The sequence below is a fragment of the Pseudoneobacillus rhizosphaerae genome (assembly GCF_917563885.1).
Lineage (GTDB): Bacteria > Bacillota > Bacilli > Bacillales > Cytobacillaceae > Pseudoneobacillus > Pseudoneobacillus rhizosphaerae.
Genome location: NZ_CAKJTG010000005.1, coordinates 107,761 through 122,704, shown reverse-complemented (window position 1 = coordinate 122,704; position 14,944 = coordinate 107,761). Strand labels below are relative to the sequence as shown.

At 36.9% G+C, this 14,944-nt stretch carries 12 protein-coding genes; all 12 read left to right on the top strand.

Annotated elements, in window-relative coordinates; all coding sequences use genetic code 11:
- Nucleotides 1-54 precede the first annotated feature (54 nt).
- The 12 genes from LRP83_RS05490 (at nucleotide 55) to pnp (ending at nucleotide 14,714) form a co-directional block, all read left to right on the top strand.
- On the top strand, nucleotides 55-4,377 hold the full coding sequence (locus tag LRP83_RS05490; RefSeq protein WP_230495676.1) for a PolC-type DNA polymerase III: 4,323 nt from the start codon (nucleotides 55-57) through the stop codon (nucleotides 4,375-4,377).
- Between the two features lie 198 nt (nucleotides 4,378-4,575).
- The gene (gene rimP, locus LRP83_RS05485; protein WP_230495675.1) at nucleotides 4,576-5,043 is read left to right on the top strand and encodes a ribosome maturation factor RimP; all 468 of its coding nucleotides are present in this window, start codon (nucleotides 4,576-4,578) and stop codon (nucleotides 5,041-5,043) included.
- Between the two features lie 62 nt (nucleotides 5,044-5,105).
- Nucleotides 5,106-6,230, top strand: coding sequence for a transcription termination factor NusA (gene nusA / locus LRP83_RS05480; protein WP_230495674.1), 1,125 nt, complete (start codon nucleotides 5,106-5,108; stop codon nucleotides 6,228-6,230).
- A gap of 15 nt (nucleotides 6,231-6,245) precedes the next feature.
- Nucleotides 6,246-6,527, top strand: a complete 282-nt coding sequence (gene rnpM / locus LRP83_RS05475) for an RNase P modulator RnpM (RefSeq protein WP_230495673.1) — start codon at nucleotides 6,246-6,248, stop codon at nucleotides 6,525-6,527.
- Nucleotides 6,527-6,829 (top strand): YlxQ family RNA-binding protein, encoded by a 303-nt coding sequence (locus tag LRP83_RS05470; protein ID WP_230495672.1) that lies wholly within the window; start codon nucleotides 6,527-6,529, stop codon nucleotides 6,827-6,829. Before rnpM ends, LRP83_RS05470 begins: the two co-directional genes overlap by 1 nt.
- A 19-nt stretch (nucleotides 6,830-6,848) precedes the next feature.
- Complete coding sequence (gene infB / locus LRP83_RS05465) at nucleotides 6,849-9,146, top strand: translation initiation factor IF-2 (protein ID WP_230495671.1); 2,298 nt, start codon at nucleotides 6,849-6,851, stop codon at nucleotides 9,144-9,146.
- The gene (locus LRP83_RS05460) at nucleotides 9,143-9,424 is read left to right on the top strand and encodes a DUF503 domain-containing protein (protein ID WP_230495670.1); all 282 of its coding nucleotides are present in this window, start codon (nucleotides 9,143-9,145) and stop codon (nucleotides 9,422-9,424) included. The genes infB and LRP83_RS05460 overlap by 4 nt, the downstream gene beginning before the upstream one ends.
- A 15-nt stretch (nucleotides 9,425-9,439) precedes the next feature.
- Nucleotides 9,440-9,811 (top strand): 30S ribosome-binding factor RbfA, encoded by a 372-nt coding sequence (rbfA, locus tag LRP83_RS05455; RefSeq protein ID WP_230495669.1) that lies wholly within the window; start codon nucleotides 9,440-9,442, stop codon nucleotides 9,809-9,811.
- Nucleotides 9,812-9,909: 98 nt separating this feature from the next.
- On the top strand, nucleotides 9,910-10,842 hold the full coding sequence (gene truB / locus LRP83_RS05450; protein WP_230495668.1) for a tRNA pseudouridine(55) synthase TruB: 933 nt from the start codon (nucleotides 9,910-9,912) through the stop codon (nucleotides 10,840-10,842).
- Between the two features lie 184 nt (nucleotides 10,843-11,026).
- Entirely contained in the window at nucleotides 11,027-11,971 is a 945-nt protein-coding gene (gene ribF, locus LRP83_RS05445) for a bifunctional riboflavin kinase/FAD synthetase (RefSeq protein ID WP_230495667.1), read from the top strand.
- Between the two features lie 147 nt (nucleotides 11,972-12,118).
- Nucleotides 12,119-12,388 carry a 30S ribosomal protein S15 gene (rpsO, locus tag LRP83_RS05440; RefSeq protein ID WP_230495666.1) on the top strand — a complete coding sequence of 90 codons (270 nt, stop codon included), beginning with the start codon at nucleotides 12,119-12,121 and terminating at the stop codon, nucleotides 12,386-12,388.
- 211 nt (nucleotides 12,389-12,599) lie between these two features.
- Nucleotides 12,600-14,714, top strand: coding sequence for a polyribonucleotide nucleotidyltransferase (gene pnp, locus LRP83_RS05435; RefSeq protein ID WP_230495665.1), 2,115 nt, complete (start codon nucleotides 12,600-12,602; stop codon nucleotides 14,712-14,714).
- The last annotated feature ends 230 nt before the right edge of the window (nucleotides 14,715-14,944 follow it).

Here is a 14,944-nt window from a genome sequence, read left to right as displayed (position 1 = left end):
CTAAAAGTAAATAAACCTATTTAAGGTCAAGATTCCCGAGGGGAGAGTGAAAAATTGAGCAATCTTACCTCTAAGAAAAAAGAGAGCTTTCAGATTTTATTACAGCAATTACAGTTAACTGAAGATGTATATGTTCAACATTTTCAAAATGCATTAATTGAACGTGTTCTAGTTGAGAAATTAAAGCAGAAGTGGCATTTTCAATTTAACTTCGAACAAATTTTACCATTTGGAGTTTATCGACAATTTACTAGCCAATTACAAAAAACATTTTCCCATATCGCTAAGGTTTCTTATACGATTAGCGTGCTCAATCCACAAGTAACGAATGAACTTATTGCCGAATATTGGAATACATGTATTCAAGAATTAGATGGGATTTCACCTCCACTCCTAAAATTATTAAACGAACAACTCCCTAAAGTGCAGGGCTTAAAAATAATCATATCTGTACGAAATGAAACTGAGGGGTTAACTCTAAAACGTAAGTATGCTGATATGATTACAAACATATACCAATCGTACGGATTCCCAGGAATGGTTATCGATACTGAATTAAATAACGAAGGTGCTTCTGTAGAATACCAGCAATTTTTAGAGGCAAAACAGAAAGAAGATCAAGAGAAAGCTTTAATTGCAATGGTTGAAATGCAGAAGAAGGAGACTGAACAAGACCAGAGTAATGGTGATAATGAAGGTCCTCTGTCCATTGGATTAACCATTAAAGATGATTCTGAATATAAACGATTAGCTGAAATAGTAGATGAAGAGCGTAGAGTTGCTATTGAGGGCTTTGTGTTTGATGCAGAAACAAAAGAGCTCCGCAGTGGACGTACGTTATTAACCTTTAAGATTACAGACTATTCAAGCTCTATTATCGTAAAAATGTTTTCTCGTGATAAAGAAGACGCAGCTGCCTACGGCCGAGTTAAAAAAGGTATGTGGTTAAAAGTACGTGGCAGCGTACAAAACGATACCTTTGTTCGTGACTTAGTGATGATTGGAAACGACATACATGAAATAAAAGGCCCCCAAAGAAAAGACACTTCTCCAGATGGAGAAAAACGTGTCGAACTCCATTTGCATACTCCAATGAGTCAAATGGATGCTGTAACATCAGTCAGTACATTGATTAGTCAAGCCAAAAAATGGGGACATAAGGCGATTGCCGTAACAGATCATGCGGTACTTCAATCTTTTCCTGAAGCTTATGGCGCAGGTAAGAAGAATGATATTAAAATACTGTATGGTGTGGAAGCAAACCTTATAGACGATGGCGTCCCGATTGCTTACAATGATTCACATCGACTGCTATCTTCAGATACTTATGTTGTATTTGACGTTGAGACTACAGGATTATCAGCCGTTTACGATAAAATCATCGAATTGGCAGCGGTAAAAATTTATGACGGTGAAGTAATTGACCGATTTGAAGCATTTGCCAATCCTCACCATCGACTCTCAGCTACAACTATTAATTTAACAGGCATTACGGATGATATGGTTGAAAATGCACCCGAAATTGAAGAAGTACTTCAAAAGTTTCATGACTGGACTGGAGACTCAATCTTTGTTGCTCACAATGCTTCCTTTGATATGGGATTTTTGAATGTTGGATATAAGAGAATGGGTCATGAAAAGGTAAAAAACCCTGTTATTGATACATTAGAACTTGCACGATATTTATATCCTGAATTTAAAAACCATCGACTTAATACTTTAGCCAAAAAATTTGATATTGAGTTAACACAGCATCACCGTGCAATATATGATGCGGAAGCTACTGGATATTTACTTTTAAAAATGCTAAAAGATGCTTTAGAAAAAGGAATCGAATACCATGATCAATTAAATGATAATATGGGCCAAGGAAACGCCTTTCAAAGAGCGCGTCCGTATCACTGCACAATTCTAGCTCAAACAGAAGTTGGGTTAAAGAATTTATTTAAGTTAGTATCCATTTCGCAACTTCAATATTTTTATCGTGTACCACGAATTCCTAGGTCTGTCTTGCAAAAGCATCGAGAAGGTTTACTTGTGGGTTCTGCTTGTGACAGAGGCGAGGTATTTGAAGGGATGATGCAAAAAGGTCCTGAAGAAGTAGAGCAAATTGCACGCTTCTATGATTATTTGGAAATTCAACCTAAACCTGTGTATGCTCATCTATTAGAAATGGAATTAGTTCGTGATAATCGTGCTTTAGAAGATATCTTAAAGAACATTGTTCAATTAGGTGAAAAACTCGATATTCCTGTTGTGGCTACAGGTAATGTTCATTACTTAAATAAAACAGACAAAATTCATCGGAAAATTCTTGTTAATTCACAGGGTGGAGCTAATCCATTAAATCGTCATAAGCTTCCAGATGTTCATTTTCGTACAACGAATGAAATGTTAGATGAATTCGCCTTCCTAGGGGCCGAGAAGGCAAAAGAATTAGTAGTGACTAACACCAATAAGATTGCCGATATGATTGAAACAATCAAACCAATAAAGGATGATTTATATACGCCTAAGATTGAAGGCGCAGATGATGAAGTTCGTGAAATGAGCTATGCTCGTGCTAAAAGTATTTATGGGGATTCACTACCGGAAATTGTGGAAGCAAGACTGGAAAAGGAATTAAAGAGTATAATTGGGCATGGATTTGCCGTAATTTACTTAATATCTCATAAACTAGTAAAGAAATCATTAGACGACGGGTATCTTGTAGGTTCTCGTGGATCGGTTGGATCCTCACTTGTTGCAACGATGCAGGAAATTACAGAAGTTAATCCACTTCCGCCACATTATGTTTGCCCGACATGTAAACACTCAGAATTTTTTAATGATGGATCAGTTGGATCAGGTTTTGACCTCCCAGATAAAGATTGTCCAAATTGTGGGGAGCACTATACAAAAGATGGACATGATATTCCATTTGAAACTTTCCTAGGTTTCAAGGGAGATAAAGTACCCGATATCGATCTCAATTTCAGCGGAGAATACCAACCTCGTGCACATAACTATACTAAAGTATTGTTCGGGGAAGATAATGTCTTCCGTGCTGGTACGATTGGTACAGTAGCTGATAAAACAGCATTCGGTTATGTAAAAGCGTATCAACAAGAAAATAATTTGCAATTAAGAGGGGCAGAAATTGACCGTTTAGCCTCAGGGTGTACGGGTGTAAAACGAACTACTGGACAGCATCCAGGGGGAATTATCGTTGTTCCAGATTATATGGACATATACGATTTCTCTCCAATTCAGTTTCCAGCGGATGATAAGACTTCCGAATGGAAAACTACTCATTTTGATTTTCATTCCATCCATGATAACCTATTAAAATTGGATATTTTGGGGCACGATGATCCGACGGTCATTCGTATGCTTCAGGATTTAAGTGGAATAGACCCTAAAACAATTCCAACAGATGATCCAGAGGTAATGAAAATATTCAGTGGTACAGAATCATTAGGTGTAACCGAAGAACAAATCATGTGTAAAACTGGAACTCTAGGTATTCCTGAATTCGGGACAAAGTTCGTTCGTCAAATGTTGGAAGATACAAAACCTACAACCTTTTCAGAGCTCGTTCAGATTTCTGGTTTATCACATGGTACTGACGTTTGGCTAGGAAATGCACAGGAACTTATCCATCAAAAAATATGTAATTTAAGTGAAGTAATAGGTTGTCGTGATGATATTATGGTTTATTTAATTTACCAAGGACTTGAACCAGCCTTTGCCTTTAAAATTATGGAGTCCGTCCGTAAAGGAAAAGGACTTTCAGAAGATATGGAAGAAGAAATGAGAAAAAACAGTGTACCGGAATGGTACATTGATTCATGCAAAAAGATAAAATATATGTTTCCTAAGGCCCATGCTGCAGCATATGTTTTAATGGCGGTGCGGATTGCCTACTTTAAAGTACATCATGCACTTTTATATTACGCTGCTTATTTTACCGTTCGCGCAGAGGATTTTGATATTGATGCAATGGTAAAAGGCTCGCAATCAATAAAAGCCAAAATCGATGAAATCAATGTTAAGGGATTAGATGCTTCAAACAAGGAAAAAAACACTTTAACTGTATTAGAACTTGCGTTAGAAATGAGTGAAAGAGGTTATTCCTTTAAAAAAATTGATTTATATAAATCAAGTGCAGATGAATTTCTTATCGAAGGGGATTCGTTAATCCCACCATTTAATTCAATTCCAGGATTAGGAACCAACGCAGCGTTTAATATCGTAAAAGCCAGAGAGGATGGAGAATTCCTATCTAAAGAAGATCTTCAACAACGCGGTAAGGTATCTAAAACGATTCTAGAATTTTTAGACAACCATGGTTGTTTAGAATCATTACCAGAACAGAATCAGCTTTCATTATTTTAGTATAGAAGGAGGGGCTTTACCAAGCCTCTCCTTTTCTGCTACTTATTTGCAATAAAAAACAGGTTATGTTATAGTTTTATTGGAAATACTACGTATAAACTCTAGTAACCAAGAGTGGGGAAACCCACTCTTTCGTCTTGTGTACATGTATTTTTTTGGCAATTAACAGTGGAATGTCAGGTCCAAAGGAGGTAAAATATGAGCAAAGTTACCGAGGTAGTTGCGGAATTAGTCTCCCCAATTGTTACGGCTGCTGGGCTTGAATTGGTCGATGTCGAATATGTTAAAGAAGGAAGAGAATGGTTTCTTCGAGTGTATATAGATAAAGACGCTGGTGTCGATATTGAAGAGTGTGGCCTTGTTAGTGAAAAGCTGAGCGAAAAACTTGATGAACTCGACCCAATCCCGCACAATTACTTTCTTGAGGTTTCCTCACCAGGAGCAGAGCGACCACTAAAGAAAGAAAAAGATTTTCAAAAATCGATTGGTAAAAATGTTTTATTAAAAACGTACGAAGCTATTGATGGTGAAAAGTCTTTTGAGGGAACTTTAATAGAATTTAGAAACGAAATCGTAAAAATAGAAATTAAGATCAAGACAAGAAAAAAAATATTGGAAATTCCTTATGATAAAGTTGCCAGTGCTCGGCTAGCAGTTACTTTCTAACTAAACTTTATTTTAAGCTTTAGATTATTGATGATGTGTCATTGAAGGGGGATACAAGTCTCATGAGCAGTGAATTATTAGATGCTCTATTGATTTTAGAAAAAGAGAAAGGAATTTCTCGAGATATCTTAATCGAAGCTATTGAAGCAGCTTTAGTTTCTGCCTATCGCCGAAACTTTAACCAAGCACAGAATGTCCGTATAGACATGAATCTTGGAACAGGAACAATGCGTGTTTTTGCTAGAAAAGAAGTAGTTGATCAAGTTTTTGATCCTCGCTTAGAAATATCTGTGGAAGATGCACAACGAATCAATCCTAACTACCAGGTAGAAGATGTAGTTGAGTTAGAAGTAACTCCTAAGGATTTTGGTCGTATCGCTGCACAAACAGCTAAGCAAGTCGTGACCCAAAGAGTTCGTGAAGCAGAGCGTGGAATTATCTATTCTGAATTTATTGATCGTGAAGAAGATATCATGACTGGGATTGTTCAAAGACTAGATTCAAAATTTATTTATGTAAGTTTAGGGAAAATTGAAGCCCTACTTCCTATAAATGAACAAATGCCAAATGAGCGATACAAGCCTCATGACCGAATAAAGGTCTTTATTACAAAGGTTGAAAAGACGACAAAAGGTCCTCAAATATATGTATCTAGAACCCATCCTGGTTTATTAAAAAGATTATTCGAAATTGAAGTACCTGAAATTTATGACGGGACAGTAGAAATTAAATCAGTTGCCAGAGAAGCTGGTGACCGGTCAAAAATTTCAGTTCATTCTGTATCCGAAGACATTGACCCAGTTGGTGCTTGTGTGGGTCCAAAGGGATCAAGGGTACAAGCAATTGTTAATGAGCTTAAAGGGGAAAAAATCGATATTGTAAAATGGTCTGATAATCCAGTTGTATTCGTTGCAAATGCCTTAAGTCCTTCCAAAGTACTTGACGTCATTGTAAATGAAAATGATAAAGCTACAACCGTTGTGGTACCTGATTATCAGTTATCACTAGCGATAGGTAAAAGGGGCCAAAATGCCCGACTTGCTGCAAAATTAACTAATTGGAAAATTGACATCAAATCAGAAACAGATGCAAGAGAAGCAGGGATTTTTCCTCGTGAGGAATCTTTTAAACTATTTGGTGATGATGAAGATCTTGATATTGAATACCAGGAAGATAATGATTACTAAAAGAGGTGGATGAATGTGAACCTAGGCAAAAAAGTTCCTATGCGAAAATGCGTGGCTACTGGGGAAATGAAACCCAAAAAAGAACTTGTTCGCATCGTTCGCACGAAAGAAGGATTAGTAAGTATCGATTTAACTGGTAAAAAATCGGGTCGTGGTGCGTACTTATCTAAAGAAACAGAGGCTATACTTTTAGCCAAAAAGAAAAATATATTATCAAATCATTTACAAGCAAATATCGAGGATTCTATTTATGAAGAATTAATAGAACTAATCGAAAAGGAGAAACGACTATCCTGATGAAATCAAATCAATGGATGTCATTGCTTGGCTTGGCCAATCGAGCACGTAAAATTATTTCAGGTGAAGAGCTTGCCCTTAAGGAAGTTCGAAATGGTAAAGCGAAACTGATTTTACTAGCAGCAGATGCATCCCAAAATACAACGAAAAAAATAACGGACAAATGTAATTATTACAATGTCCCCATTAAGATGGTCGAAAATCGAGAGGTATTGGGCCAGGCAATAGGGAAAGAGGCCCGTGTCGTTGTGGCAGTTCTCGATGGTGGATTTGCTGGTAAACTGGTAACGTTGCTCGATTAATTTTTGCGGGGGTGAAAGAATGAGTAAAATACGTGTTTATGAGTACGCCAAAAAACACAATGTTTCAAGTAAAGATGTTATAGATAAATTAAAGGGATTAAACATAGAGGTTTCAAACCATATGGCAACAATAGAAGATGACACGTTAATTAAATTAGATAATTTATATAAGAAAAATGATGCTAGTGGTCAATCTAAATCACAAACTTCTAACCATCAGCAAAAGAACGCTGGCAACAAAAATCCACAAAATAAACCACAACAACAGGTGAAGACATTGGGTAATGAGACTCCTAAAGCAAATACAACTATCGTAGATGAAGATGATAAAAATACAGATCCAACAAAGGTAAAAGTAAAAACGGTACCTAAGACTCTTGAAGGAAAAAAGCATGATAAAGAGTATCAATCAAAAGAAAATAAAGTTTTTACAAAACCTAATAGCAATAACAACAACAATAATAATAATAATAATAAAAATCGTAAACCAGGTCATCAGAATAAAAGACAACAGCCTGTCCAACAGGTTCAAGCTCAACCTCAGCGTAAAAAAGAAAAAGAGCTACCAACTAAAATTACGTTTACTGAATCTTTAACAGTTGCTGAACTTGCAAAAAAATTATATCGTGAACCATCTGAAATTATTAAGAAACTGTTTTTGTTAGGGGTAATGGCGACCATTAATCAGTCACTTGATAAAGATGCTATCGAATTAATTGCAGGCGAATATGGCGTTGAAGTAGAAGAAGAAATCAAAATAGATATAACAGACCTTGAAAATTACTTTGTCGAGGAAGAGGGAGCAAACCTTGTTGAACGACCTGCGGTAGTAACGATTATCGGTCACGTTGACCATGGTAAAACAACCCTTTTAGATTCAATCCGTAATACAAAAGTAACTTCTGGTGAAGCAGGTGGTATTACCCAACATATAGGTGCTTACCAAGTAGTAGAAAAGGATAAAAAAATAACATTCCTTGATACACCGGGTCACGCGGCTTTCACAACGATGCGAGCACGCGGAGCAAGAATTACGGATATCACGATTCTAGTAGTAGCTGCTGATGATGGTGTTAAACCACAAACGGTTGAAGCAATTAGCCATGCTAAGGCAGCCGAGGTTCCAATTATTGTCGCCGTTAATAAGATGGATAAGGAAGCAGCAAATCCAGAACGTGTTATGCAGGAATTAACAGAACATGGGCTAGTTTCAGAAGCATGGGGTGGAGAAACTATTTTTGTTCCAATCTCTGCGTTAAAAGGTGAAGGAATAGATACACTATTAGAAATGATTTTACTTGTAGCTGAAGTAGAAGAATATAAAGCAAATCCTAAACGGAATGCTGTAGGTACTGTCATTGAAGCTCAACTAGATAAAGGTCGTGGCTCAGTTGCAACTCTATTAGTCCAAAATGGTACATTGAAAATTGGTGATCCAATTGTAGTTGGAAATACCTTTGGACGTGTGCGTGCTATGGTAAACGACCTTGGTCGACGTGTAAAAGAAGCTGGTCCATCAACACCTGTTGAAGTGACAGGTCTAAGTGATGTTCCGCAAGCTGGTGACCGTTTTGTTGTATTAAATGATGAAAAAACTGCTCGCCAAGTTGGTGAATCTCGTGCCCAACAAGCAGTTTTAGCTCAACGTGGTGAAAAATCACGTGTTACCTTAGAAACATTATTTGAACAAATGAAACAAGGTGAGCTGAAGGATTTAAATTTGATAGTCAAAGCTGATGTTCAAGGTTCCGCAGAAGCTTTAGGTGCATCACTCCAAAAGATAGAGGTTGAGGGTGTTAAGGTTAAGATTATTCACTCTGCAGTAGGGGCTATTACTGAATCTGATATCTCACTGGCTGCTGCATCCAATGCGATTGTAATTGGTTTCAACGTTCGTCCAGATGTAAATGCTAAACGTGCAGCTGAAGCTGAAAGTGTAGATGTTCGTTTACATCGAATTATTTATAAAGTATTGGAAGAAATTGAAACTGCGATGAAGGGAATGCTTGACCCTGAATTTGCTGAAAAAGTGATCGGGCAAGCGGAAGTTCGTCAAACTTTTAAAGTATCTAAAGTTGGTACAATCGCAGGTTCTTATGTAACAGACGGGAAAATCACTCGAAATAGTGGTATTCGTTTAATCCGCGATGGTGTTGTCATATTTGAAGGTGCTATCGATGATTTAAAACGTTTCAAAGATGATGCTAAAGAAGTGAGCCAAGGTTATGAATGTGGAATTACCATTAAAAACTTTAATGATGTAAAAGAAGGAGACATCATTGAAGCGTATATTATGGAGGAAGTGGAACGTAAATGATAATCGGCTTTGCCGAATGTGAATGTATCATTTATGATGCCCATTCTTTAAAAGAGAAGCGAGCTGTTTTGCAGCGCATTCTTACACGTTTAAAGCAGAAATTTAACGTTTCTGTCTCTGAAGTCGATTTTCAAGATGTATGGCAACGGTCAAAAATTGCTATTGTGACTGTTGCTTCCGCAAAGGTACCAGCAGAAGCAGAATTACAAAATGCCTTGAAATTTATTGATTCTTTTCCAGAGATAGAACGTACTATCACCGCTTTAGAATGGCTTTAATTATGAGGTGAACATATGAGTGTTAGAGCAAATAGAGTTGGAGAACAAATGAAAAAGGAACTTAGCGACATTATTGGTCGGAAAATTAAAGACCCACGTATTGGTTTTGTGACCGTTACAGACGTTCAAGTATCTGGAGATCTCCAGCAAGCGAAAGTGTATATCTCGGTGTTAGGAGATGAAGAACAAAGAGAAAATACATTAAAGGGTTTAGCGAAGGCTAAAGGCTTCATCCGTACGGAAGTAGGTCAACGTATTCGTCTTCGTAAAACCCCTGAAATTATTTTCGAATGGGATGAATCAATGGAATATGGTAATCGTATTAATACCATTCTTCATCAACTTCAAAATGACAACGATGTTAGAGGAAATCAAGAGGAAGAATAATTATATGAACTAATTAAAGGGCTGTCTCTTAAGGAATATTTGTCTTTCCTATTGGAGTCAGCCCTTCTTGTAATGGATTTTTAGAAGGAGGGGGTAATATGGAAGGAATCCTTCCACTTTTTAAGCCAGCTGGATTAACATCTCATGATTGTGTGTTTAAACTAAGGAAAATTTTGAAAACGAAAAAAGTTGGACATACTGGGACGCTTGACCCTGATGTTACAGGTGTTCTTCCAATATGTATTGGGAGAGCAACAAAGATCGCTGAATACATAACAGATGCGGGTAAATCATACGACGGTGAAGTAACGATAGGCTTTTCAACTACAACTGAAGATGCTTCAGGAGAAGTGGTTGAGAAAAAGGTAGTAGACCAACTAATCACAAGAGAAGTAATTAATGAAGTTCTAAATTCTTTTCTAGGGGAAATTGAACAAACGCCACCAATGTATTCAGCCGTAAAAGTAAATGGTAAACGATTATATGAATATGCTAGAAAAGGGATAGAAGTGGAACGACCAACACGAATAGTAAATATTCATTCAATCGAATTATTAGATGACAGAAATGAATTTTCAGGTGACACAATATCCTTCAGATTTCGGGTTTCTTGCAGTAAAGGGACTTACATAAGAACATTAGCAGTAATGATTGGGGAAAAGTTAGGTTTTCCTGCCTATATGTCAAATTTATCCAGAATCCAATCTGCGACTTTTAAGCTAGAAGATTGTTTTACAATAGAAGAGGTAGAAGCTCACATGAAATCTGGTGAAATTGAAAAAATCTTATATCCACTTGAAGCTGGTATCTCTCATTTGCCGAAATTAACAATAAGTGATAAAGTAGCAGAGAAAGTAAAGAATGGGGCTGTCTTACCTACCCCGAACGAATTAATAGATATAGATGGTCCTATTATTGTCGAGACTGTACATGGACAGGCCCTTGCCATTTATATGAACCATCCAACCAAACCTTCATTATTAAAACCAATGAAAGTGTTAAGGAATGATTCATTAGAAAAAGGACTGTAATAAAGGTGGCTGTTATCGCATAAATTGTTGCTTTTCGAAACCATTTTGTTCCCGGATAGAATATGGATTTCGTGCTCTTTTCCCTATTCAATAAATTATCATCCTTATTATGACAGAGGTTTTAATTTATACCAAATAGCAACAATTTTTACGAAAAGAGCCTATAGAAAAAGGTGATTCACAAGTGGAAGTCATTAATTTGCAACATCCTCATCAAATATCTAATATGCCTCCCTCTGCTTGTGCTCTTGGATATTTTGACGGGGTTCATTTAGGACATCAAAAAGTTATTATAGAAGCAAAGCAAGCTGCTTTTAAGCTAGGCTTAAAAAGTGCTGTCATGACATTTGATCCTCATCCTTCAGTTGTATTAGGGAAAAGTGTTCAGCATGTGGAATATATAAGTCCGTTAAATGATAAAATCAAGCTATTAGAGGATTTAGGAATAGATTATGTTTTCATTGTCAATTTTTCATTAGAATTTGCCCATTTATTACCTCAAGAATTTATTGATTTCTTTATCATCGGTCTTAATATTAAGCATGTAGTTGCGGGATTTGACTTTAGTTACGGGCGGATGGGTAAGGGTACAATGGAAACATTACCTTTTCACTCGCGTAACCAGTTCTCATATACAGTCATATCTAAGCTTACGAATGAAGGAGAGAAAATAGGTTCCACCTTGATTCGTACCCTTATTGCAGATGGTAAAGTGGAAAAAATACCTTCTTTTCTTGGTAGATTTTATCAGACAACTGGTGAGGTCATTCATGGTGATAAGAGAGGTCGAACGATTGGATTTCCCACAGCTAATATTGAAATAAAAGAAGATTACCTACTGCCGCCTCTAGGGGTATATGCTGTTAAAATCCTTGTTAAAGATGAGTGGTATAATGGAGTTTGTAATATTGGTTTTAAACCAACTTTTAATTTAGAGAAGGACAATAAACCGTCCATTGAAGTTCACATTTTTAATTTTGACCAAGATATTTACGGGCAAACAGTTCATGTTGAATGGCATAAATTTATTCGAAAAGAACAGAAATTTAACGGCATTGATGAATTGGTACAGCAAATTCAAATAGATAAAGATACTTCTATTAAATATCTGGAAAGATCCACTTTGTAGTATAAAAAGCGCTGGATAGACTTGCTTTTTATTATAGAAAGTTGTATTCTTAATAACGTATTAAAAAATCAACCTTTCCTTGGCAAGTCGATTCTCCGACGCTTGCTCGGTAACAGGGGATTTGAAAAATTCTAGGAGGTAATACAAATGGCAATCACACAACAACGTAAAAACGAACTAATCAGTGAGTACAAAACTCATGAAAGTGATACTGGTTCTGCTGAAGTTCAGATCGCTGTACTTACAGAATCTATCAATAACTTAAATGAGCACTTACGCACTCATAAGAAAGACCATCATTCACGTCGCGGTCTTTTGAAAATGGTTGGTAAACGTCGTAATCTTTTAACGTACCTTCGTAATAAAGATGTTGCACGTTACCGCGAGTTAATTACTAAGCTTGGATTACGTAGATAAGACACGATAAGAAGCGGGATATATCCCGCTTTTTTAGTGTTTAAAGATAAAAATACATATACATAATGATTTTAAGTATTTGGAGAAATGGTCATACTAAATAATACGTAAAATAGCTATTATATTAAACTTAATTAAACGAATGAGGAAAGCAAGAAATGTCTGAATTTTTTGCTACCTTTTCATGAAGATAGAGAGGGGTATAAGAAAAATGGGACAAGAAAAGCACAGCTATTCAATAGAATGGGCAGGGCGACAACTTACAGTTGAACATGGTCAACTTGCAAAACAAGCAGGTGGAGCGGTTTTAATTCGTTATGGTGATACAGTGGTTTTAAGTACTGCAACAGCTTCTAAGGAACCTAAGAATTTGGATTTTTTTCCACTAACTGTAAACTATGAAGAGCGTCTTTATGCAGTAGGTAAAATTCCAGGAGGATTTATCAAGCGTGAAGGGCGTCCGAGTGAAAAAGCTATTTTAGCAAGTCGGTTAATTGACCGTCCAATTCGTCCATTGTTTGCAGATGGATTCCGAAACGATGTTCAAGTAATCAGTATAGTGATGAGCGTAGATCAGAATTGTTCGTCTGAAATGGCAGCTATGTTTGGCTCATCTTTAGCACTTTGTGTATCGGATATTCCTTTTGAGGGGCCGATTGCAGGAGTTATAGTAGGAAGAATTGATGGGCAATTCATTATTAATCCTACAGTTGAACAGGCTGAGCAAAGTGATATCCATTTATCCGTTGCGGGTACAAAAGATGCGATTAATATGGTTGAAGCAGCTGCTAATGAAGTACCTGAAGAAGTAATGTTAGAAGCGATTATGCATGGCCACGAAGAAATCAAACGATTAATTGAGTTTCAAGAAAAAATCGTAGCAGAAATTGGTAAAGAGAAACGTAATATTCCTTTATACGAAATAAATAGTGAAATCGAAGCTACTGTGCGCGATATGTGTGAGGTAGAATTAAATAAAGCGATTCAAGTACAGGAAAAACATGCACGGGAAGATGCGATTAAAGTCGTTAAAAATGAAGTACTAGCAAAGTATGAGTCTGAAGAGGCAGATGCCGATACACTTAAACAAGTGAAGCAAGTATTGGATAAGTTAGTTAAGGCAGAAGTTCGTCGCTTAATTACCGTAGAAAAGGTACGTCCTGATGGTCGTAAGGCAGACGAAATTCGCCCATTATCTTCAGAAATTGGATTACTACCACGTACACATGGATCAGGTTTATTCACACGTGGACAAACGCAGGCATTAAGTGTATGTACACTTGGGGCTTTAGGTGATGTTCAAATTTTAGATGGTTTAGGACTTGAAGAAGAGAAGCGTTTTATGCATCACTATAATTTCCCTCAATTTAGTGTTGGTGAAACTGGACCATCAAGAGGACCAGGTCGTCGTGAAATCGGTCATGGTGCTTTAGGTGAAAAAGCGCTAGAACCAATTCTTCCTGATGAGAAGGATTTCCCTTATACGATTCGTTTAGTTTCAGAAGTATTAGAATCAAATGGTTCAACTTCTCAAGCAAGTATTTGTGCAAGTACTCTAGCGATGATGGATGCAGGTGTTCCAATCAAAGCACCTGTAGCTGGTATTGCGATGGGGCTAGTTAAATCAGGAGAGCATTATACTGTGTTAACTGATATTCAAGGAATGGAAGATCATCTAGGAGATATGGACTTCAAAGTAGCTGGGACTTCTAAAGGTGTTACTGCCTTACAAATGGATATTAAAATTGAAGGACTATCAAGAGTCATTCTTGAAGAAGCTCTTCAACAAGCAAAAACAGGTAGAATGCAAATTCTTGGATCCATGCTTGCGACTATCTCAGAGCCCAAATCTGCTTTATCACAATATGCACCAAAAATCCTAACTATGTCGATTAATCCTGATAAGATTAGAGATGTAATTGGACCAAGTGGTAAGCAAATCAATAAAATCATTGAAGAGACTGGCGTGAAAATCGATATCGAACAGGATGGTACGGTATTTATCTCGTCTATAAATGAAGAAATGAACAAAAAAGCTAAGAAAATAATTGAAGATATTGTCCGCGAGGTTGAAGTAGGGCAAATGTATCTAGGGAAAGTAAAACGAGTTGAAAAATTCGGTGCATTTGTTGAAATCTTTGCTGGAAAAGACGGTCTTGTTCACATTTCAGAATTGGCTGAGGAACGTGTAGGAAAAGTTGAAGATGTTGTTGCAATAGGTGACGAAATCTTAGTCAAGGTTACAGAAATTGATAAACAAGGTAGAGTAAACTTATCTCGAAAAGCAGTATTAAAAGAGCAAAAAGAAAAAGCAGAACAACAATAAAATGGGAAAACAGAAATAAATGTTTAGGCAAGTCAGGGAATCCCTGACTTTTTCCCTTTGTACATAGAAAAGCGGAAGCGCCTCGATCAGCCCCGACAAGCATAAGACGAGACCTGAAAATTTGGCGTTTTTTTGCATTCATTCAGGGATTGGCTTATGACCTAGGAAAAAAGGAACTTTTTTTCCTTCGAGGGGCTAGGCGCTGCAGCTGGACACCAACATACTTTTTG

Excerpts from the sequence above, each read along its gene's own strand:
- rbfA (WP_230495669.1), top strand. The coding sequence starts at position 9,440 with ATGAGTGTTAGAGCAAATAGAGTTGGAGAACAAATGAAAAAGGAACTT.
- LRP83_RS05470 (WP_230495672.1), top strand. The coding sequence starts at position 6,527 with ATGAAATCAAATCAATGGATGTCATTGCTTGGCTTGGCCAATCGAGCA.
- truB (WP_230495668.1), top strand. The coding sequence starts at position 9,910 with ATGGAAGGAATCCTTCCACTTTTTAAGCCAGCTGGATTAACATCTCAT.
- rpsO (WP_230495666.1), top strand. The coding sequence starts at position 12,119 with ATGGCAATCACACAACAACGTAAAAACGAACTAATCAGTGAGTACAAA.
- infB (WP_230495671.1), top strand. The coding sequence starts at position 6,849 with ATGAGTAAAATACGTGTTTATGAGTACGCCAAAAAACACAATGTTTCA.
- rimP (WP_230495675.1), top strand. The coding sequence starts at position 4,576 with ATGAGCAAAGTTACCGAGGTAGTTGCGGAATTAGTCTCCCCAATTGTT.
- pnp (WP_230495665.1), top strand. The coding sequence starts at position 12,600 with ATGGGACAAGAAAAGCACAGCTATTCAATAGAATGGGCAGGGCGACAA.
- LRP83_RS05460 (WP_230495670.1), top strand. The coding sequence starts at position 9,143 with ATGATAATCGGCTTTGCCGAATGTGAATGTATCATTTATGATGCCCAT.
- nusA (WP_230495674.1), top strand. The coding sequence starts at position 5,106 with ATGAGCAGTGAATTATTAGATGCTCTATTGATTTTAGAAAAAGAGAAA.